This is a genomic window from Bradyrhizobium sp. WSM2254, assembly GCF_000472645.1.
In the GTDB taxonomy this organism is placed as follows: domain Bacteria; phylum Pseudomonadota; class Alphaproteobacteria; order Rhizobiales; family Xanthobacteraceae; genus Bradyrhizobium; species Bradyrhizobium niftali.
The window spans coordinates 27,509-47,129 of record NZ_AXAB01000036.1 but is presented as its reverse complement, the minus strand read 5'-3'; the positions used below and the strand labels follow the sequence as shown (position 1 = coordinate 47,129).

Annotated in this window: 17 protein-coding genes and 1 pseudogene; 13 read left to right on the top strand and 5 right to left on the bottom strand. The window is 64.1% G+C overall.

Annotated elements, in window-relative coordinates:
• Nucleotides 1-66 precede the first annotated feature (66 nt).
• Nucleotides 67-459 carry an EF-hand domain-containing protein gene (locus tag A3M7_RS0125560; RefSeq protein ID WP_027546467.1) on the bottom strand — a complete coding sequence of 131 codons (393 nt, stop codon included), beginning with the start codon at nucleotides 457-459 and terminating at the stop codon, nucleotides 67-69.
• Nucleotides 460-800: 341 nt separating this feature from the next.
• Between A3M7_RS0125560 and A3M7_RS0125555 the strand changes: the two genes are divergently transcribed.
• The 6 genes from A3M7_RS0125555 to A3M7_RS0125530 all read left to right on the top strand — a co-directional run bounded on the left by A3M7_RS0125555 (nucleotide 801) and on the right by A3M7_RS0125530 (nucleotide 6,601).
• A complete protein-coding gene (locus A3M7_RS0125555; protein ID WP_027546466.1) occupies nucleotides 801-2,465 on the top strand; it encodes a methanol/ethanol family PQQ-dependent dehydrogenase in 1,665 nt (554 codons plus the stop codon).
• A gap of 10 nt (nucleotides 2,466-2,475) precedes the next feature.
• Nucleotides 2,476-2,832 (top strand): cytochrome c, encoded by a 357-nt coding sequence (locus A3M7_RS0125550; RefSeq protein WP_027546465.1) that lies wholly within the window; start codon nucleotides 2,476-2,478, stop codon nucleotides 2,830-2,832.
• A complete protein-coding gene (locus tag A3M7_RS0125545; RefSeq protein WP_027546464.1) occupies nucleotides 2,829-3,752 on the top strand; it encodes an ABC transporter substrate-binding protein in 924 nt (307 codons plus the stop codon). Before A3M7_RS0125550 ends, A3M7_RS0125545 begins: the two co-directional genes overlap by 4 nt.
• Before the next feature lie 173 nt (nucleotides 3,753-3,925).
• Nucleotides 3,926-4,939, top strand: coding sequence for an FUSC family protein (locus A3M7_RS0125540; protein ID WP_245284323.1), 1,014 nt, complete (start codon nucleotides 3,926-3,928; stop codon nucleotides 4,937-4,939).
• A 102-nt stretch (nucleotides 4,940-5,041) separates the two neighbouring features.
• Entirely contained in the window at nucleotides 5,042-6,031 is a 990-nt protein-coding gene (locus tag A3M7_RS0125535) for a tripartite tricarboxylate transporter substrate binding protein (protein ID WP_027546462.1), read from the top strand.
• Nucleotides 6,032-6,175: 144 nt separating this feature from the next.
• Nucleotides 6,176-6,601 carry a hypothetical protein gene (locus A3M7_RS0125530; RefSeq protein ID WP_027546461.1) on the top strand — a complete coding sequence of 142 codons (426 nt, stop codon included), beginning with the start codon at nucleotides 6,176-6,178 and terminating at the stop codon, nucleotides 6,599-6,601.
• A 40-nt stretch (nucleotides 6,602-6,641) separates the two neighbouring features.
• On the opposite strand, the gene A3M7_RS0125525 is transcribed toward A3M7_RS0125530, so the two are convergent.
• The gene (locus A3M7_RS0125525; protein WP_027546460.1) at nucleotides 6,642-7,610 is read right to left on the bottom strand and encodes a helix-turn-helix domain-containing protein; all 969 of its coding nucleotides are present in this window, start codon (nucleotides 7,608-7,610) and stop codon (nucleotides 6,642-6,644) included.
• A 522-nt stretch (nucleotides 7,611-8,132) separates the two neighbouring features.
• On the opposite strand from A3M7_RS0125525, the gene xoxF5 reads away from it, so the two are divergent.
• The 7 genes from xoxF5 to A3M7_RS0125490 all read left to right on the top strand — a co-directional run bounded on the left by xoxF5 (nucleotide 8,133) and on the right by A3M7_RS0125490 (nucleotide 16,093).
• On the top strand, nucleotides 8,133-9,944 hold the full coding sequence (gene xoxF5, locus A3M7_RS0125520; RefSeq protein WP_027546459.1) for a lanthanide-dependent methanol dehydrogenase XoxF5: 1,812 nt from the start codon (nucleotides 8,133-8,135) through the stop codon (nucleotides 9,942-9,944).
• 111 nt (nucleotides 9,945-10,055) lie between these two features.
• Complete coding sequence (locus A3M7_RS0125515) at nucleotides 10,056-10,547, top strand: c-type cytochrome, methanol metabolism-related (RefSeq protein WP_027546458.1); 492 nt, start codon at nucleotides 10,056-10,058, stop codon at nucleotides 10,545-10,547.
• 60 nt (nucleotides 10,548-10,607) lie between these two features.
• Complete coding sequence (locus A3M7_RS0125510; RefSeq protein WP_011088955.1) at nucleotides 10,608-11,717, top strand: S-(hydroxymethyl)glutathione dehydrogenase/class III alcohol dehydrogenase; 1,110 nt, start codon at nucleotides 10,608-10,610, stop codon at nucleotides 11,715-11,717.
• Between the two features lie 32 nt (nucleotides 11,718-11,749).
• Nucleotides 11,750-12,313 (top strand): S-(hydroxymethyl)glutathione synthase, encoded by a 564-nt coding sequence (gene gfa, locus A3M7_RS0125505; RefSeq protein ID WP_027546457.1) that lies wholly within the window; start codon nucleotides 11,750-11,752, stop codon nucleotides 12,311-12,313.
• Between the two features lie 628 nt (nucleotides 12,314-12,941).
• Nucleotides 12,942-13,394: a (2Fe-2S)-binding protein gene (locus A3M7_RS0125500; RefSeq protein ID WP_027546456.1), complete on the top strand. Its 453-nt coding sequence runs from the start codon at nucleotides 12,942-12,944 to the stop codon at nucleotides 13,392-13,394.
• Nucleotide 13,395: 1 nt separating this feature from the next.
• On the top strand, nucleotides 13,396-15,708 hold the full coding sequence (locus A3M7_RS0125495) for a molybdopterin cofactor-binding domain-containing protein (protein WP_027546455.1): 2,313 nt from the start codon (nucleotides 13,396-13,398) through the stop codon (nucleotides 15,706-15,708).
• A gap of 124 nt (nucleotides 15,709-15,832) precedes the next feature.
• Nucleotides 15,833-16,093: a hypothetical protein gene (locus tag A3M7_RS0125490; RefSeq protein WP_027546454.1), complete on the top strand. Its 261-nt coding sequence runs from the start codon at nucleotides 15,833-15,835 to the stop codon at nucleotides 16,091-16,093.
• Nucleotides 16,094-16,364: 271 nt separating this feature from the next.
• Here A3M7_RS0125490 and A3M7_RS0125485 read toward each other — a convergent pair whose 3' ends face one another.
• From A3M7_RS0125485 to A3M7_RS0125470, 3 genes and pseudogenes are all read right to left on the bottom strand, one after another.
• Nucleotides 16,365-18,092, bottom strand: a complete 1,728-nt coding sequence (locus A3M7_RS0125485) for a methanol/ethanol family PQQ-dependent dehydrogenase (RefSeq protein ID WP_027546453.1) — start codon at nucleotides 18,090-18,092, stop codon at nucleotides 16,365-16,367.
• Nucleotides 18,093-18,210: 118 nt separating this feature from the next.
• Complete coding sequence (locus tag A3M7_RS0125480) at nucleotides 18,211-18,864, bottom strand: ubiquinol-cytochrome c reductase iron-sulfur subunit (RefSeq protein WP_027546452.1); 654 nt, start codon at nucleotides 18,862-18,864, stop codon at nucleotides 18,211-18,213.
• 245 nt (nucleotides 18,865-19,109) lie between these two features.
• A pseudogene (locus tag A3M7_RS0125470) lies at nucleotides 19,110-19,570 on the bottom strand (group III truncated hemoglobin).
• Nucleotides 19,571-19,621 lie beyond the last annotated feature (51 nt).

The window sequence follows — 19,621 nt, the reverse complement described above, 5'->3', positions numbered from 1 at the left end:
CGCATTTAGCCCGCGAATTTCCCTCTCGGGCAAATCACCTTCGCTCCCAGTCAAGCACTGCCGCTCTCAGCGCAACAGGCGCAGCAGCGCGCGGCCGGCGCGCGAGTTCAATTCCTTCGCATCCAGCGTCCCGTCCTTGTCCGGATTGGCGGCGTTGAAGCGCTGCTCCACCACGGACAGATATTCGTCGAGCGTGAGAGTCCCGTCGCGGTCGGGATCGGCGGCGGCGAGTTCTTTCGCCGTCAGCCGTCCGCGCAATTCGCGCGCATCCAGCGTGCCGTCGTGATCGGGATCGAGCTTGGCGAACAATGCAGTCGCGGCCTTCTTCACCTCGGCAAGGTCGAGCGTGCCGTCATTGTCGGTATCGAACATCTTGATCGCGTTGCCGGAGGCCGACCACGCCGGACCGGACAGCAGTGCAATCGTGAGCGCAAGCGCAACAGAGCGACGCGAAATCATCAAAACCTCCCTGACCAAGAGCCCGATTCGAGCGGGATCGAAACGACATAAGTCCACAAGCAAGCCCCGGTTCAAGTCCGGAATTGCAACCTGCGCGCCGCACAACTCGCGGAACCAGACTGCCCGAATCCGGCGGCCTGCGCGCGGCACCGCTTCATGCCACGGAATTTTTCCAGCGCCTGCGCACAAGTGAGAGGCGACTGTAAGGTTTCCGTCAGGTGACCGGCACCTGCCGTCTAACATATCGGCGTCTCGATTACGACTTTCGTATTGACGCGTTTTGCATTCCAGCGGAGTGTTGCTGTCGCAGCGTCAAAAGGCGCGCATATTGGGAGGAACGGATGAAACGCTTTGCGATGGCCGCGAGCCTCGTCATGCTTGCATCAACGTATGCAAGCGCCCAGACCACCGAGCAATTGGTCAAGGGTGCGACCGATACATCGAACGTTCTCAACTACGGGATGGGCTACAATCTCCAGCGCTTCTCGACCCTGAACCAGATCAACAAGGACACCGTCAAGAACCTCGTCCCGGTCTGGAACTACTCCTTCAACGACGATCGCAGCGAGGAATCGCAGCCGCTGGTGTACCAGGGCGTGATCTACGTGACCTCGCACAACGCGACCATGGCGGTCGATGCCAAGACCGGCAAGCAGATCTGGAAGAGCAAGATCGAGTATCCCGCCGAGACGCCGCGCATCGTCTGCTGCGGCATCATCAACCGCGGCGCCGCGCTCTACGACGGCAAGGTGTTCCGCACCACCCTCGACGCCAACGTGATCGCGCTCGACGCCAAGGACGGCAAGGAGCTGTGGCGGCAGAAGGCGGCCGACATCAAGGAAGGCTATTCGATGACGGTGGCCCCGCTGGTCGCCGACGGCGTCGTCATCACCGGCATCTCCGGCGCCGAGTTCGGCACCCGCGGCTTCATCGACGGCTGGGATCCGGCGACGGGCAAGCATCTGTGGCGCACCCATTCGATCCCCTCGCCCGACGAGCCCGGTGGTGACACCTGGAAGGGCGACACCTGGAAGCTCGGCGGCGGCTCGACCTGGATCACCGGCTCCTACGATCCCGAGCTGAACACGGTCTATTGGGGCATCGGCAATCCCGGCCCGTTCAACTCGGCGGTGCGCCCCGGCGACAACCTCTACACCTGCTCCGTGCTGGCGATGGATCCCAAGACCGGCAAGATCAAGTGGCACTACCAGTTCTCGCCGAACAATCCGTTCGACTATGACAGCGTGGCCGAGATGGTCCTCGCCGACATGAATGTCGAGGGCAAGCCGACCAAGGTGCTGATGGATGCCAACCGCAACGGCTTCTTCTACGTGCTCGATCGCACCAATGGAAAGCTGCTCGCGGCCAATCCTTACGTGAAGGTGAATTGGGCAACCGGCATCGACATGAAGACGGGCCGCCCCATCGAGACCGACGTTTCGAAGGATGCGCGCGAGGGCAAGAAGGTCACCGTCTATCCGTCGATCCTCGGCGGCAAGAACTGGGAGCCGATGTCGTTCAATCCGCAGACCGGCCTTGCCTACGCCAACACGCTCGCCTTCGGCGGCAGGTACAAGACCGAGCCCGTCACCTTCAAGCAGGGCGAATGGTATCTCGGCATGGACCTCACCGATCTCTGGGAATGGGGTGACGGCCCGCGCGGTCATCTGAAGGCGATCGATCCCATGACCGGCAAGGCCAAGTGGGAAGCGCCAAGCGACATCCCGCGCTTCTCGGGCGTGCTGTCGACCGCGGGCGGCGTCGTGTTCTCGGGCGCGCTGACCGGCGAGTTCGAGGCCTTCGACGCCGACACCGGCAAGAAGCTCTGGCAGTTCCAGACCGGCTCCGGCATCGAGGGGCAGCCGGTGACGTGGCAGCAGGACGGCGTGCAGTACGTTGCCGTGACCAGCGGCTATGGCGGCGTCTACTCGCTGTTCTCCGGCGACGAGCGGCTTGCCAAGGTGCCGCCCGGTGGCTCGCTGTGGGTCTTTGCAGTCAAGCAATAACCACGGCACGATGCTGAAGGACGTAGCTCACAAGACGGTGGCGACCATCGCCACCGTCGCGGTGCTGACGGTCGCGCTTGCTGCGACCGTTCGTGCCGCGGACGACGCAACCGGCAATCCCGTGCAGGCACAGATCGACCATGGCAAGTCGACCTATGCTTCAAAGTGCTCGCACTGCCACGGTCCCAACATGATGAACTCCGGCACCATCACGCCGGACCTGCGCGCCTTTCCCGACGACAAGACGCGCTTCATCACCACCGTGAAGAACGGCAAGAACAACAAGATGCCGCCTTGGGGCGATATCCTCAGCGACGACGAGATCGGCGATCTCTGGGCCTTCATCTCGAGCCGGAGGAAGCCATGAGGCGCTGGCTCGCCGCCTGGAGCCTCGCCGCGATCCTCGCGGCCAATGCTGCGCATGCTGCCGATGATCCCTTGAATGTCTGTCTCGACGAGGACCGCCCGCCGCTCTCGGTGCATCACAAGGGCAAGCCGGACTCCGGCTTCGACGTGCTGCTGGCGCAGGCGATCGCGGAGCGGATGGGACGACCGCTGAAGATCCAGTGGTTCGAGAGCAAGCTGGATGAGGATTCCAGCCCGCAGCTCGAGGCCAATGCGCTGCTCTCCGACGGGCGCTGCTCGCTGGTCGGCGGCTACGCGCTGACGACGGATTCCCTCGTCAAGCCCGGCATGAAGACCGCGCGCCTGCCGGATTTCGCTGGCGCCACGCGCGAGGACCGGCGGCGCCGCGTCGCACTCGGCGTGCTCGCGCCGAGCCAGCCTTACGTCTATTCGCCGATGACGGTGGTGCTCGGGCCGAAGGCGAAGGGGCGCAAGATCGCCGACGTCGGCGATCTTGCCGGACTCCGCCTCGCCATCGAGAGCGGATCGCTGGGCGATGCGATCCTGATGACCTTCGACAAGGGGCGCCTGATCGACAACATCACGCATCTCGTCCCCGGCCGCGACGATCTCCTCGGCGCGCTGGCACGTGGCGACTACGACGCGACGCTGATCGACCTCGGCCGCTTCGATGCCCACCGCGCCGCGCATCCGGATACGCCGATCACCGCGTCCGGCTACTATTATCCGATCGGCGCCAATCGCGGCTATGTCGGGCTCGCCGGCGATCCCGCATTGATCGACGCCGTCAACAAAGCGCTGACCGAGCTCGCCGCTGAAGGCAAGATCGCCGAATTCGGCAAGCAAGCCGGCCTCACCTATTTGCCGCCGCGCGAGCCCGCGATCCTCGGCGATGTCTGGATGAAGATCATTCAGCGGTGAGATCTGTCATTCCGGGGCGCCCGCAGGGCGAGCCCGGAATCCATTTCTCTGCAGAGGATGCCGCCCGATGGATTCCGGGCCTGCGTGCTGCGCACGCATCCCGGAATGACGCCGGGTGTGGCTGACAGCGTCCCGCTATAATGCGGCCATTCATTCGGCCATTTGGTGAAGTCGTGAGTCCCTCTGCCGCCAACTTGCGCGCCGCCGTCTCCCGGGAAATCAAGACCGGCGAGCTGCTGCGCGCGTTGATCGTCGTCGGTCCGATGGTGGCCGCCTATTTCATCGCGCGCGAGACGGCGCTGCTGAATCTGGGGCTGGTCGCGGTCTCGTTGCTCATTCCCGCGCTGAGGCTGCACCTGCCGCCAAAAGTGATCGCGTGGCACTATCTCGCGATCCTCGTCACTTTTGCCGCGCTTTTCCTTGCAGCGCCCGTCAAACCGCTATTCGTGGTGCTGACGGCGCTTGCCGGCTTCCTTGCAGTGGCGGTGACACGCTATGGTGAACATTTCCGCACGCTCGGCAATTGGGTGTTCATCCCCGCCGTCTATCTCGCCTGCGAGGTGCGGGAGGGCGTCAGCGCCTCGGAAGCCCTCCGCCATGCCGGCGTGATCATCGTCTCCTCTCCGATCGCACTGGCGCTCGTCTGCGCGAACCAGGTTTACGACCAGCGGCGACGTGACGCTGGCGCGGCGACCTCGTTCGGACCGCCCGCGGCCGAATGGTTTCTGCCCGCGGCGGCGACCGCCCTGGCGGTGTTCGCCGCGGCGGCGCTGGTCGAGATCCTCGACCTTGCGCAGGGGCAATGGGTGATGTGGTCGGCTGCAAGCGTCGTGGTCGGCGATCTCTCGGCGTCCACTGGCAAGCTGAAGCAGCGGGCGATCGGCGCGCTCGTCGGCGTGCCACTCGGCTTCCTCGCCGGAATCGTGCTGCCGCAAAGCCGGATCGGCTATGCACTCGCGGTGCTCGCAGCCACCCTCACGCTGATCTCCTTCTCCCGCTACATCGTCGGCTTCGGCCTGCGCTGCTTCTTCATTGCGCTCGCCGCGTCCTTTGCCGGCGGCGCCAGCGGCATTGCGGAGGAGCGCATCGTCAACGTGCTGATCGGCGGTACGTTCGGCCTCGTTGCGGTGGCCCTGACCGAGATCGTCTGGCTGCGCGTCATACGGAAGGCCCGATCGTCCGGGTGACGCGAGGATCGGTGACGTTCGAATGCGCCAATCTGTCTCGCCTGTCGCCCATGGCAGCGGCGGCATGATGCAGTACTTTCGGCAAAAATCCGGGAGAGAATCATGTCCGAAAAACTCGATCGCCGCTATTTCATCGCCGCCGGTACCAGCGCACTCGCGATGCCTTTCGTCTCGCGCAGCGCCTCTGCACAAGCTGCGTGGCCGTCGCGGCAGATCCGCATGATCTGCAGCTACCCGGCCGGCGGACAGACCGACCTCCTCGCGCGCGCCTATGGCGAATTCATCTCCAAGCAGGTCGGCAAGACCGTCGTCGTCGAGAACAAGCCCGGCGCCTCCGGCGCGATCGGCACGGCTGAGGTCGCCCGCGCCGAGCCCGACGGCCACACCGTGCTGTGCTCGATCTCGACCACCTACATCATGAACCGGGTGGTGATGAAGAATCCGGGCTACGACATGGACAAGGATCTGGCGCTCGTCAGCGTCATTCCCGGTGCCGGCCTCCTGCTGGTCGCGAACCCGAAGACCGGCGTCAAGACGCTGGAGGATTTCGTCGCCTTCGCGCGCAAGAGCGGCAAGGTGAACTTCGGCACCTATAGCGCGGGCTCGGCCCCGCACATGACGATCAACGAGCTCAACAAGCAGTATGGCCTCAATATCGAGCCGGTCCATTACCGCGGCGAAGCGCCGATGTGGACGGGCATGCTGGAAGGCACGCTCGATGCCGCGATGGGCAGTTACACGGCCGCGCAATCCGTCCTGCAAAGCGACCGTGGCACCGTGTTCGCGGTGCATTCGAAGAAAGTCGACGCGATTCCCGCGATCAAGACCCTCCCCGAACAGGGCGCGACGTCGAAATTCTTCACCGTCAGCGGATTCTCCGGTTGGGCGGTGCCGAAGGCGACGCCGCAGCCGGTGGTCGACCGCCTGGCCGAGCTCTGCGTCGCCGCCAACAACGATCCGAAAGTGAAGGAGGTTCTCGCGACCTTCGTGCTCGAACCGGCGATCGGCTTCAAGGAGAGCAACGCCCTTTATCAGCGCGAGCTGCCGATCTGGATCGAGAGCGCGCAGTCGCTCGGCCTCGAGCCGGCCTGAACCGCAAGCCATGGCGCGGCGCGCCGGGTGCTCCCTTCGCGGCCCGGCGTCCGACCAAAGCCTAGTGTCGGAAGCGCATTTTCCCGCTATGATTGTGCACGGTGCCGAAAGCCCTCACCGGGGCCGACAAGAAGGGCCGATCGTATGACACCGGATGGAGTCGCAGTTGGCGTTATGGTCATCCTGCTCTTTCCGATGGGCTATTTCACCCTGGCCTCGCCCGCCTTCCTGCTGGTGAAGCTCGATATCCAGCCCGTCGCCCAGCTATTGCGTGGGATGTTCAACGCTCACTTTCTGGTAATGCGCGTTGCCGGCGTGATCGGGGCGCTGGCTTTCCTGCTCGACGGTCGCCTGATCGCCGCGATGGGCGTTGGCCTGATCGCAGCCTTGGCCATCTGGGGGCGCCGCTGGTTCATGCAACGGATCGACGACCAGCTCCGCGCGAGGGACGCGGGCGACGCTGAAGCCCCGCACCGGCTGCGCCGGCTGCATTGGAGCGGAATGCTGGGCAACGCGGTGCTGCTCGTCGCTCTCGTGACCAGCATTCCCTACGTCGCCATATCGGCCTGAGAGATATCGCCGCGCGGCCTGCGTCGGCTGCGGCGCTCGCCTAATGCTCGTTCGCGGCCGCGGTGCCCTGCTGCGCCTTGTGGATCGAGGACGGCACCACGCCAAAATATTTCCGGAACACCCGGCTGAAATGCGACGAGCTGGAGAAGCCCCAGGAGAAAGCGACGTCGGTGATGGTCTTGCCAGCGTGGGCCTCGAGCTCCTGGCGACAGTTCTGCAAGCGCGCCTGCCAGATGTAATCGCTCACCGTGGTGCCGCGCTCGGAGAACAGCATGTGCAGATAACGCTTGGAGCAGCCGAGCTCGGCGGAGATCTGGTCGATGCACAGATCCGGATCGCGCAGGTGCTCGCGGATGAAGAACTGCGCGCGCACATACATCGCCTCGGGCCCGACCCGATCGAACATCGTGTCGGCTTCGCGCAGCGGCAGCAGCAAGAGGTCGATCAGCGAATCGGCGACGCCGACCGCGCTGTTCGCCGACAGCTTGGCCGCCTCGTCGAAGGTCGCGTGGACGAAATCGTGGGCGATCCGTCCCGTACCCGTCTTCGCCGACAATTTGCAGGCCGGCATCCGCTGCGATGGGAAGCCGCGGTCGCGCAGCAGCGCCTTCGGCACGATCACCACGTCGTGACGCGTGAAGGCGGGGCTGATGATCGAATGCGGGCAGGAGACGTCATAGGCGATGATGTCGCCCGGATTCAATTCGATGTGGCGGCCTTCCTGCTCGAAATAGGACACGCCGTAGGTCTGGAAGTGGATCTTGATGTACGGGTGCTCGTTGGCCTTGGCGCGCGCGAGCGTGTGCGCGATGCGATGCTGGCTGACCTCGATCTGGCACAGCTTCAGGCGCGAGACCGAGGTGTAGTCGATGCGGCCTTCGAGCGAGGAGGCCTCCAGCGGATCGACGTCAAAATGCCCACACAGGCTGGTCAGCCCGTCGATCCAGCTCTGGATCTGGCGCTTCGGCGTCATTCCAGTCGTCGAGAGCGTATGAATGGTGTCGGACATTAATCCAGAATCCAGCCACTGGTTTGATTCGGAAATTCGACGCGAATCGCGACCAGCGCTTCCGGAGCCCTCAGCCGAGATTGCGTGACGTTCACCTCGAATTTGAGCGGTCTTTTGCAACGAGCGCCATCGTTTCATTGCCACCCTTGAAAGTTAATCCTCCGCCTTAGTTGCAACGCCGTCAAGGGGAACCTGAGCGCTGAACGTGATCCCGACGCGGTGCGGAAGCCGCTGAATTCGCTACTGCAAAATCAAAATCTTCACGTCCGTGCGCTGTCAAGCAAACCGGCTTCTCTCTCGGGCAAGTTTCCCGTTGACGAAGTCGTTAGGGATTGCGGCAGGAACAAAAAGAACGGGCCGCTCCTGCACGTGGACCCGTGGCTCTCATCAGGAGGAGGAAACACCACACCATCGTTTCTGGTCCCAATCGTGACCGCCCTGCACGAGCAGACGCCGGACGAGAAGCCCGGTGATTGAGCAACGCTTCGGAAACAATAAACGATACCAACGGAGGAAATGACTATGCGCAAGGTGCTACTGGCGACCTATCTTGGCTCCGCGGCGGCTCTCGCCGTCGGCAGCGCTTCAGCCAATGACGAGCTGATCAAGATGTCGCAGAACCCGAAAGACTGGGTGATGCCGGCAGGCGACTACGCCAATACCCGGTATTCCAAGCTGAACCAGATCAACGCACAAAACGTGGGCAAGCTCCAGGTCGCCTGGACCTTCTCGACCGGCGTGCTGCGCGGCCATGAAGGCGGCCCGCTGATCATCGGCAACATGATGTACGTCCACACCCCGTTCCCGAACAAGGTCTACGCTATTGACCTTTCAAACGAGAACAAGATCGTCTGGAAGTACGAGCCGAAGCAGGATCCGAACGTCATCCCGGTGATGTGCTGCGACACGGTCAACCGCGGCCTGTCCTATGGCGACGGCAAGATCATCCTGCATCAGGCCGACACCAACCTCGTCGCGCTCGACGCCAAGACCGGCCAGGTGGCGTGGTCGGCGACGAACGGCGATCCGAGCAAGGGCCAGACCGGCACCTCGGCGGCGCTGGTCGTCAAGGACAAGGTCCTGGTCGGCATCTCCGGCGGCGAATTCGGCGTGCAGTGCCACGTCACCGCTTACGATCTCAAGAGCGGCAAGCAGGTCTGGCGCGCCTTCTCCGAAGGTCCGGACGACCAGATCAAGGTCGACCCGGCCAAGACGACGTCGCTCGGCAAGCCGGTCGGAGCCGACTCCTCGCTGAAGACCTGGCAAGGCGATCAGTGGAAGATCGGCGGCGGCTGCACCTGGGGCTGGATGTCCTACGATCCGGCTCTGAACCTCGTCTATTACGGGTCGGGCAACCCCTCGACCTGGAATCCGAAGCAGCGTCCGGGCGACAACAAGTGGTCGATGACCATCTTCGCGCGCGACGCGGATTCCGGCAACGCCAAGTGGGTCTATCAGATGACGCCCCATGACGAGTGGGACTATGACGGCGTCAACGAGATGATCCTCTCGGATCAGCAGATCAACGGCCAGCCGCGCAAGCTGCTGACCCATTTCGACCGCAACGGCCTCGCCTACACGATGGACCGTGAGAACGGCGAACTGCTGGTTGCCGAAAAGTACGATCCGAAGGTGAACTGGACCTCCGGCGTCGACATGGACAAGAACTCGCCGACCTATGGCCGTCCGAAGGTGCTCGACGCAGCTTCGACCGACAAGGCCGGCGAAGACCACAACGTGAAGGGCATCTGCCCGGCCGCGCTCGGCACCAAGGACGAGCAGCCGGCAGCCTACTCGCCGGACACGCAGCTGTTCTACGTTCCGACCAACCACGTCTGCATGGACTACGAGCCGTTCAAGGTGAGCTACACCGCGGGCCAGCCCTATGTGGGTGCGACGCTCTCGATGTATCCGCCGCAGGGTGAAAGCCACATGGGCAACTTCATCGCCTGGGACGGCAAGACCGGCAAGATCGTCTGGTCGAACAAGGAGCAGTTCTCGGTCTGGTCGGGTGCGCTCGCAACCGCCGGCGGCGTGGTGTTCTACGGCACGCTCGAAGGCTACCTGAAGGCGGTCGACGCCAAGTCCGGCAAGGAGCTCTACAAGTTCAAGACTCCCTCCGGCATCATCGGCAACGTCACGACCTATGAGAACGGCGGCAAGCAGTATGTCGCAGTGCTCTCGGGCGTCGGCGGCTGGGCCGGCATCGGTCTGGCAGCTGGTCTGACCGATCCGACCGCCGGTCTCGGCGCAGTCGGTGGCTACGCGGCTCTCAGCAACTACACGGCACTCGGCGGTACGCTGACCGTGTTCTCGCTGCCGGCGGCGAACTAGCCTCACCTTCGTGTCGCTCCGGCGCGTGGATCAACTCCACGCGCCGGCTCGTCTCCACCTGATGCCTTCGAGGATAATCTCTTGCGTAAAATCTGCTTTGTCATTGCTGCGATGATCTTCGTAACCTCGGGGGGAATTGCTGTTGCGGACGGTCCGGGCGACCCGACCGCCGTCAAGAAGGAAGACGACGGAAAGTGGCTCGATAAGGAAGGAAACCCGACCTACAAGATTTCGGCCGACGGCACCGTGGACTGGTTCACCTATTCCGGATATCGCCGCTATCATTCCGACTGCCACGTCTGCCATGGCCCCGACGGCATGGGATCCACCTACGCACCGGCGTTGAAGGATTCGGTCAAGACCATGAGCTATGGCGACTTCCTCGGCGTCGTCGCCTCCGGTCGCAAGAACATCTCGACCGCGCAGGAGAACGTCATGCCTGCGTTCGGCGACAACCCGAACGTCGCCTGCTACATGGACGATCTCTATGTCTATCTGCGCGCCCGCTCCGACGAGGCGTGGGGCCGGCAGCGTCCCTCCAAGAAGGAGGAGAAGAACGAGACCTACACCAAGGCGGAAGACGCCTGCATGGGCAAGAAATGAACGCTACGAGGACTGCCGAGACTACTTCTTGGCGTCCTGCGAGAATCTGAGGAGTTTACGATGAAGACACGTGCCGCCGTCGCTTTCGAAGCGAAGAAGCCGCTTGAGATCGTCGAGGTCGATCTGGAAGGACCGAAGGCCGGCGAGGTCCTGGTCGAGATCAAGGCGACGGGCATCTGCCATACCGACGCCTACACGCTCGACGGCTTCGACAGCGAGGGAATCTTCCCGTCGATCCTGGGCCATGAGGGCGCCGGCATCATCCGCGAGATCGGCCCTGGCGTGACCTCGGTGAAGCCGGGCGACCACGTCATCCCGCTCTACACGCCGGAATGCCGGCAGTGCAAAAGCTGCCTGAGCCAGAAGACCAATCTCTGCACCGCGATCCGCGCGACGCAGGGCAAGGGCGTGATGCCCGACGGCACCAGCCGCTTCTCCTACAAGGGCAAGCCGATCTACCACTACATGGGTTGCTCGACCTTCTCGAACTTCACCGTGCTGCCGGAGATCGCCGTCGCCAAGATCCGCGAGGACGCGCCGTTCGACAAGAGCTGCTACATCGGCTGCGGCGTCACCACCGGCGTCGGCGCCGTCGTCAACACCGCCAAGGTCGAGCCGGGCGCCAACGTGGTCGTGTTCGGCCTCGGCGGCATCGGATTGAACGTGATCCAGGGCGCCAAGATGGCCGGCGCCGACAAGATCATCGGCGTTGACGTCAACGATTCCAAGGAAGATTGGGGCCGCCGGTTCGGCATGACCCACTTCGTCAACCCGAAGAAGATCACCGGCGACATCGTCCCGCATCTCGTCAACCTCACCGACGGCGGTGCCGACTACACCTTCGACTGCACCGGCAACACCACCGTGATGCGCCAGGCGCTGGAAGCCTGCCATCGCGGCTGGGGCACCTCGATCATCATCGGCGTCGCCGAAGCCGGCAAGGAGATCGCCACCCGCCCGTTCCAGCTCGTCACCGGCCGCAACTGGCGCGGCACGGCCTTCGGCGGCGCGCGCGGCCGCACCGACGTGCCGAAGATCGTCGACTGGTACATGAACGGAAAGATCCAGATCGATCCGATGATCACCCACGTGCTCAAGCTCGAAGAGATCAACAAGGGCTTTGACCTCATGCATGAGGGCAAATCCATCCGTTCCGTCGTCGTCTACTAGCTCACCGCCATCACCCCAAGGAGGATCGACCCATGACTGTTGCACTCCACCCATCGATCGACAACGGCCTCAAACAGGGCAGCGGCAGCTTCGCCGGCGGCACGCTCGCCTGCAAATGCAAGGACCATCAGGTCAAGGTCGGCATCAAGGGCGACGTCGCCCACAACCACGCCTGTGGCTGCACCAAGTGCTGGAAGCCGCAGGGCGCGACGTTCTCCGTCGTGGCCGTGGTGCCGCGCCAGAACGTTACCGTGCTCGAGAACGGCGACAAGCTCCAGATCGTCGACGCCTCCGCGGTGATCCAGCGTCACGCCTGCAAGGCCTGCGGCACGCACATGTACGGCCGCATCGAGAACAAGAACCATCCGTTCTACGGCCTCGACTTCATCCATCCCGAACTGTTCCAGGAACAGGGCTCGCAGGCGCCGCAATTCGCCGCCTTCGTCTCCTCGGTGATCGAATCCGGCGTGAAGCCGGAGCAGATGGCCGGCATCCGTTCGCGGCTGAAGGAGATCGGGCTCGAGCCCTACGACTGCCTGTCGCCGGCGCTGATGGACGCGATCGCAACCCACGTGGCGAAAGCCAAAGCAGCCTGACGAAGGCCGCCTGAACGAGGCGGCCCGAGCAAACCCACGCCACGTCCGCTCGCTGGTCCGGACCAGCACCAGCGAGCCGGACGGGGGTGGCTTCCAACGATCGCGGCGAAGCCGCCGCTTCTGCACTCTGCGTCTAAGAGAGCCACGCGCTCCCTCAGTCCTGGTCTCTGAATGACTGCGCAGTGCCGCCCGCTTCCCGCCTGAAGCCCGCGGCACCTGCGTTTCTCCCTCCCTCGACTGAGGCATCCTGCTTCGTCCGTACAGTCCTTCTGGCGGACGAAGCTTTTTTATTGCGACCTGCTTTGCAGTTGCACAATGCGCGCGGCGCAATGCCGCGCCCTGCTTTTGACAAACCCCAGATGCAATCTCTGCATGCTGAGAACACCCGGCTGTGAACGCCGGGCCGGCCGATCGCTGCTGCGATCGCGCCGTCACGATGCCGCGCGAAGTTCAATCAAACAAGAACAAAACGGGAGGTATCGAGCACATCCAGACATCGCTAGGCGTTCCTGCCTCCCTCCGGGATTTGCCCGCGCGGGATGACGGCGGGACGTTGCGACGACGCACGAGCCCCGCCGGCGCATGCCGGCGTATTTCAATTCATGCTTATGAAGAGCGAGGGAAGATCATGATCAAGGTGAAGATCAACGGCCAGGAACAGAGCTGGGATGGCGACCCGAATCTCCCGCTACTCTGGTTCCTGCGCGACGAGGCCGGGCTGACCGGGACCAAGTTCGGCTGTGGCCAGGCCCTGTGCGGCGCCTGCACCGTCATCGTCGACAAGGAGGCGGTGCGCTCCTGCATCACGTCGGTCAACGACGTCGCCGGACGCGAGGTCACGACGATCGAGGGATTGCATCCGAACGGCGATCACCCGGTTCAAAAAGCCTGGCGCCAGGTCAACGTGCCCCAATGCGGCTTCTGCCAGGCCGGCCAGATCATGCAGGCCGCGGCGCTCTTGATGGACAACCCGAAGCCCTCGCACGACCAGATCCGCGAGGCCATGTCCGGCAACATCTGCCGCTGCGGCTGCTACCAGCGCATCGAAAACGCGGTCCATCTCGCATCGACGGGAGTGTGACATGAATTTCATCGACAATCCCCGGAAGCTCCACAGCTTCGAAAAGAACATCCGTGTCGAGAAGGTCTCGCGCCGCAGCATTCTGAAGGGGCTCGGCATCACCGGCGGCTTCGTGCTCGCCGCGCCCGTGATGTCGCGCCAGGCGTTTGCCTATGAGACCGGCGCCGGAAAGATGCCGCATGGCGTCGTGGTCGATCCGCGGGTGTTCGTCGCGGTCGCGCCCGACGGCATCGTCAGCATCGTCGCCCACCGCTCCGAGATGGGCACCGGCGTGCGCACCAGCCTGCCGCTGATCGTGGCCGAGGAGATGGAGGCCGACTGGTCCAGGGTCAAGGTGCAGCAGGCCCATGGCGACGAGGTCAAGTTCGGCAACCAGGACACCGACGGCTCCCGCAGCACGCGGCATTACCTGATCCCGATGCGCCAGATCGGCGCCGCCGCCCGCACCATGCTGGAGCAGGCCGCCGCCAAGCGCTGGGGCGTGCCCGCGACCGAGGTCAAGGCCGTCAATCACGAGGTCGTCCACAGCGCCAGCGGACGCAAGCTCGGCTTCGGTGAGCTCGCCGCCGACGCCGCCAAGGAATCGGTGCCGAGCATCGAAGGCCTCAAGCTGAAGGACCCCAAGGACTTCCGCTACCTGACCAAGGGCCAGATCGGCATCGTCGATCTCCACGACATCACCACCGGCAAGGCGCAATACGGCGCCGACGTGCGTCTGCCGGGGATGAAATATGCCGTGATCGCGCGCCCGCCGGTGACCGGCGGCAAGCTTACCTCGTTCGATCCGGACGCGGCGTTGAAGGTGCCCGGCGTCGAGAAGGTGATGCAGGCGCGCGGCTGGCCGTGGCCGTCGAAATTCCAGCCGCTCGGCGGCGTCGCGGTGATCGCGCGCAACACCGGCGCGGCGATCAAGGGCCGCGACGCGCTGAAACTGGTCTGGGACGACGGCGCCAACGGCAAATACGACTCCGTCGCCTACCGCAAGGAGCTCGAGGAGGCCTCGCGCAAGCCCGGCCTCGTCGTGCGCAAGGAGGGCGATGCGGATGCCGCCCTGAAAGGCGCCGACAAGGTGATCGTCGGCGAGTACTACGTCCCGCATCTCGCCCATGTCGCCATGGAACCGCCAGTGGCGGTCGCCGACGTCAAGGGCGACAAGGCGGAGATCTGGGCGCCGGTGCAGAGCCCGGGCGGCACCCGCGAGGACGTCGCCAAGACCCTCGGCATCCCCGAGGAGAACGTCACCGTCAATGTCACGCTGCTCGGCGGCGGTTTCGGCCGCAAGTCGAAATGCGACTATGCGCTCGAAGCCGCGCTGCTGTCGAAGGAGCTCGGCGCGCCGGTGAAGGTGCAGTGGACGCGGGAGGACGACATCCACAACGGCTTCCTGCACACCGTCTCGGTCGAGCGGATCGAGGCCGGCCTCGACAAGAGCGGCAAGGTGATCGCCTGGCGCCACCGCAGCGTGGCGCCCAGCATCGCCTCGACCTTTGCGGCCGGTACGGTGCACCAGGCGCCCTTCGAGCTCGGCATGGGCCTCGTCGACATGCCGTTCGAGATTGCCAACATCTCCTGCGAGAACCCGGAGGCTGCGGCGTTCACCCGCATCGGCTGGTTCCGCTCGGTGTCGAACATCCCGCGGGCCTTCGCGGTGCAGTCGATGGTCGGCGAGATCGCGAACGCGACCGGCCGCGACCAGAAGGAGACGCTGCTCGCGCTGATCGGCAGCCCGCGGATCGTCAAGCCCGCGGTGAAGGACCTGTGGAACTATGGCGAGCCCCTGGACAGCTACCCGATCGACACCGCGCGCCTGCGCAAGGTGGTCGAGCTGGTGGCCGAGAAGGGCGAATGGGGCCGTCAGGTGCCGAAGGGCCACGGTCTCGGCATCGCGGTACACCGCAGCTTCGTCAGCTACATCGCGACCATCGTCGAGGTGGCCGTCGACGACAAGGGCAAGCTGACGGTGCCGCGGGTCGACACCGCGATCGACTGCGGCACCTATGTCAACCCCGAGCGCATCGCCTCGCAGATCGAGGGCGCGGCGATCATGGGCCTCAGCCTCGCCAAATATGGCGAGATCACCTTCAAGGACGGCAAGGTGCAGCAGAAGAACTTTGACGACTTCCAGCTCGTCAGGATCGACGAGTCTCCCTTGGTGACCAACGTCTACATCGTGCCGCCCGCGTCAGGCACGCCACCGAGCGGCGTCGGCGAGCCCGGCGTTCCGCCGTTCGCACCGGCGCTCATGAATGCCATCTTCGCCGCGACCGGAAAACGCATCCGTGCGCTGCCGATCGGCAAGCAATTGGAGGCGTGAGCGCATGGATGCGCGATTGCGCGGAGATCGTGCTCAAACAAGAAGGCGCGCGATAGAGGTCTATCGCGCTTAGGAACATCAGGCGGCCTTGCGCCGTTTGCATCGATCTGACAGGAGCAGATCGATGGTCAACATCACGAAGGCGCTCGTAGTCTCGTTGCTGTCGGGCGCCTTTCTTTTGACCGCCGGCGGCGCCTTCGCCCAGAGCAACACGACGACGCCGACCACGGCCACCCGCCCCACCGCGCCGGACCAGAACTCACTGCCCAATGCCACCGCCCCGCCCGCCTCGACCACCCAGACCACCGGGCAGAGCAGCACCGATCCAAAGATTCAGGAGATGAACCAGAAGGAAAAGGACAAGGTGGATCGCCAGGGGAAGTAGTCGGCTCGCGTCTGCACATCGATGTGCCCTCTCCCCTTGCGGGAGAGGGCGGCGACGCCAGTTGCTACAACCTCGCTTGGGTGAGGGGTCTGTCTCCGGGAATCCATCTCACGATGAGTGTCCGCGGACAGAACCCCTCATCCGGCGCTTCGCGCCACCTTCTCCCACAAGGGGAGAAGGGAAGACGCCCACACAAAATGCGGCGGACGTTTCCGTCCGCCGCATTCGCCACCCCCCTTGCTGCTCCGCTTCTTTCGATCCGCCCGCGGAGCTATTTCTTCAGCGCGAACACCCAGACCACGCCGCCCTGCGGCACGTTGGCCTCGATGCCGATGTTGTTGGTCACGAGCGCATCCTGGATCCGCTGCGCGTCCACACCCCATCCCGACTGGATCGCGATGTATTGGGTGCCGTCGATCTCATAGGACACCGGCATGCCCATGATGCCGGAGTTGGTCTTCTGCTCCCACAGCAGCTCGCCGGTCTTGGCGTTGAAGGCGCGGAAGTTGCGATCGTTGGTGCCGCCGGCAAAGATGAGATCGCCCGCGGTCGCCGTCACCGAGCCGAACAGCTGCGACTTCGGGAAGTTGTGCTGCCACACCTTCTTGCCGGTGACGGGATCCCAGGCCTGCAGCTCGCCAAAATGATCCGCGCCCGGCTTTGTCTTCAGCCCGATGTCTTCCGGCTTGGTGCCGAGCCAGAGCTCGCCCGGCTTGAGTGCGACCTTCTCGCCGGTGAAGCCGCCGCAGAAGTTCTCGTTGGCGGGCACGTAGACGAGGCCGGTCTTCTGGCTGTAGGCCGCCGACGGCCAGTCCTTGCCGCCCCACAGCGACGGGCAGAACTCCACGCGCTTGCCAATCACCGGCTTGTGCGCGGGATCGACGATCGGCTTGCCGGTTTCGGCATCGATGCCCTTCCAGACGTCGGTGGAGACGAACGGCCAGCCGGCCACGTAGTTGATCTTGGTCGGCGTGCGCTCGAGCACCCAGAAGATCGCGTCGCGCCCCGGATGGACCAGGCTCTTGATGTTGCGGCCATCGCGTTGCAGGTCGATCAGCATCGGCGCTTCGACCTCGTCCCAGTCCCAGGAATCGTTCTGGTGGTACTGGTGAAAGGTCTTGATCTTGCCGTTGTTCGGATCGAGCGCAAGCACCGACGAGGTGTAGAGATTGTCGCCGGGATGGGTCTCGCCCGGCCACGGCGCCGCGTTGCCGACGCCCCAATAGATCGTCTTGGTGTCCTTGTCGTAATTGCCGGTCATCCAGGCCGAGCCGCCGCCGTTCTTCCAGTCGTCGCCCTGCCAGGTGTCGTGACCGGGCTCGCCTTCGCCGGGAATGGTGTAGGTCCGCCACAGTTCCTTGCCGTCCTTGGCGTCATAGGCGGCGACATAGCCGCGCACGCCGAACTCGCCGCCGGAGCCGCCGACGATGACCTTGCCGTCGACGATCAGCGGCATCAGGGTCATGTACTGGCCCTTCTTGTAGTCCTGCACCTTGGTGTCCCACACCACCTTGCCGGTCTTGGCGTCGAGCGCGACGACATGATCGTCGGTGGTGGCGAGATAGAGCTTGTCCTCCCAGAGGCCGACGCCGCGGCTGGTCGGATGCAGCTGGAACAGATCGTCGGGGAGCTGTCGCTTGTAGCGCCAGTATTCGTCGCCGGTTTTCGCGTTCAATGCGATCACCTGCCCCATCGGGGTCGCCACGAACATCACGCCATTGTTGATGATCGGCGGCGCCTCGTGGCCTTCGACGACGCCTGTCGCAAACGTCCAGACCGGCGTGAGACCCTTCACGTTCGAGGTGTTGATCTGGTCGAGCGGGCTGTAGCCCTGCCCGTCATAAGTGCGCCGATAGAGCATCCAGTTGCTCGGTTCCGGATTCTCCAGGCGCTGCGCGGTGACCGGAGAATAATTCTCGATCGGGCCAGACACGGCGGCGGTCGAGGCAAGACACGTGAAGGCGACGAAGCCGGACAGTAACCACTGCTTCCTGGTCATGGACGTTCCCCTTTTTCATCCGTTTGAATTCTTGCGTTGAATTCTTGTCGTTCGTCCCGTCGTCCGCCCATCGGCGGATGCGGCCTCTCGTGACGCGGGCATGACCCGCCACCGTCCATCATCCTGGCTGCGCGCCACCTACCTTTCCGACGAAGTTTCCGGCGACGCTGAGCGAACCGTCAGCGAACGCCAGCGGCAGCGCCGCGAGCCGTCGCGGTGCCGGCCCGAACACGACCTGCGCGCCCGCGCGAGGATCGTATTCGGAGTTGTGGCACATGCACTTGAGCACCTCCTTGTCGCCGACGTCGCTCTTCACCCAGGCGGTGACCGGACAGCCGGCATGGGAGCAGATCGCCGAATAGGCGATGATGCCGTCGACGGCGCGCGCGCGGGTCTGCTCGTCGAGCTCGGCGGGATCGAGCCGGATGAGCAGGATCTCGTTGAGCCGCGAGGCGCTGCGCACGACCGAGGTCTTGGGATCCTTCGGCCAGGCATGCACCGGCGGCCCGCCGGCCGGCAGGTCGGCCGCGGTGATCAGCTTGCCCTCCTGGTCACCTTCGGAGAAGACGAGCACATCGCCCTTCTGTGGCCGTTCGTCGGAGCCGGGCGGGTCCTCGCCTGCGCGCGCCGATGTGGAACAGCCGAGACAGGCCGAGGTGGCGAGCGCGCCCAGCAGCAGCGTTCGCCGCGTCTGCTCCATGGCCGCGTCAACTTCAGGCTCCGCAGGGTTCTCGGAGGATGAGGAATTGATGTTGAATGATGCGCGCGACATGCACGTTAGCAGGCGCTGGAACTCTGCCGAAAACAAGGCGAAGAATTGGCGCCGCAGTGCATCAATATGGCTCTGCTCGCTTTGATTGAACGAGAGTGAACGCGTTCAAACGTATTTTCACAGTTCTACGTCGCACCACGCGAGCGGCATGATGATTTTGCAGACCAGACCGATGATGTTGGAATTGGTGCAACGCGCCATCGCGCGATGTGAGCTGCACGTTTCTCAGGCAGGCATTCGGTATTTCACGATCTGAGCACGTGACGCGGCGAAGCGATGCGGCCTGCGACCGTTGCCGACGCCATTTCAAAACTGTCGGCGATGCGGCGTGCCTTGTCGATGAAGAGCGCGGCCGCCGCGGGCGGACAGACGTCGCGCGCGGTCTGTTCGAACAGAGCCAGCGGTCGAAATGATCGCCGACAAGGCTGAGCGGCAGATGCGCCCGCATCGGCGAGCCATGATAGCGGCCGCTCATCAGCACGACTGACGACCAGAAATCCCCGAGCTTGGCGAGATGCTCGTCCCAATTCTGCACGACCGCGAATACCGGCCCCAGGAGCGCGTCCTCGCGCACGCGCCCGTAAAAGCGCGTAACCAGTTCCGCGATCATCTCTTCGGTAATCCCGGTACGCTCGATCGCATCCTGGGTCAGCAGGTTCCGCCGCGCGGCCGCCGCCTCGCGCTCGGCCTTCAGTCGATCCGACATGTTATTCTTCGTCCGTTCTGTCTTCCCCTCTCCCCTTGTGGGAGAGGGTGG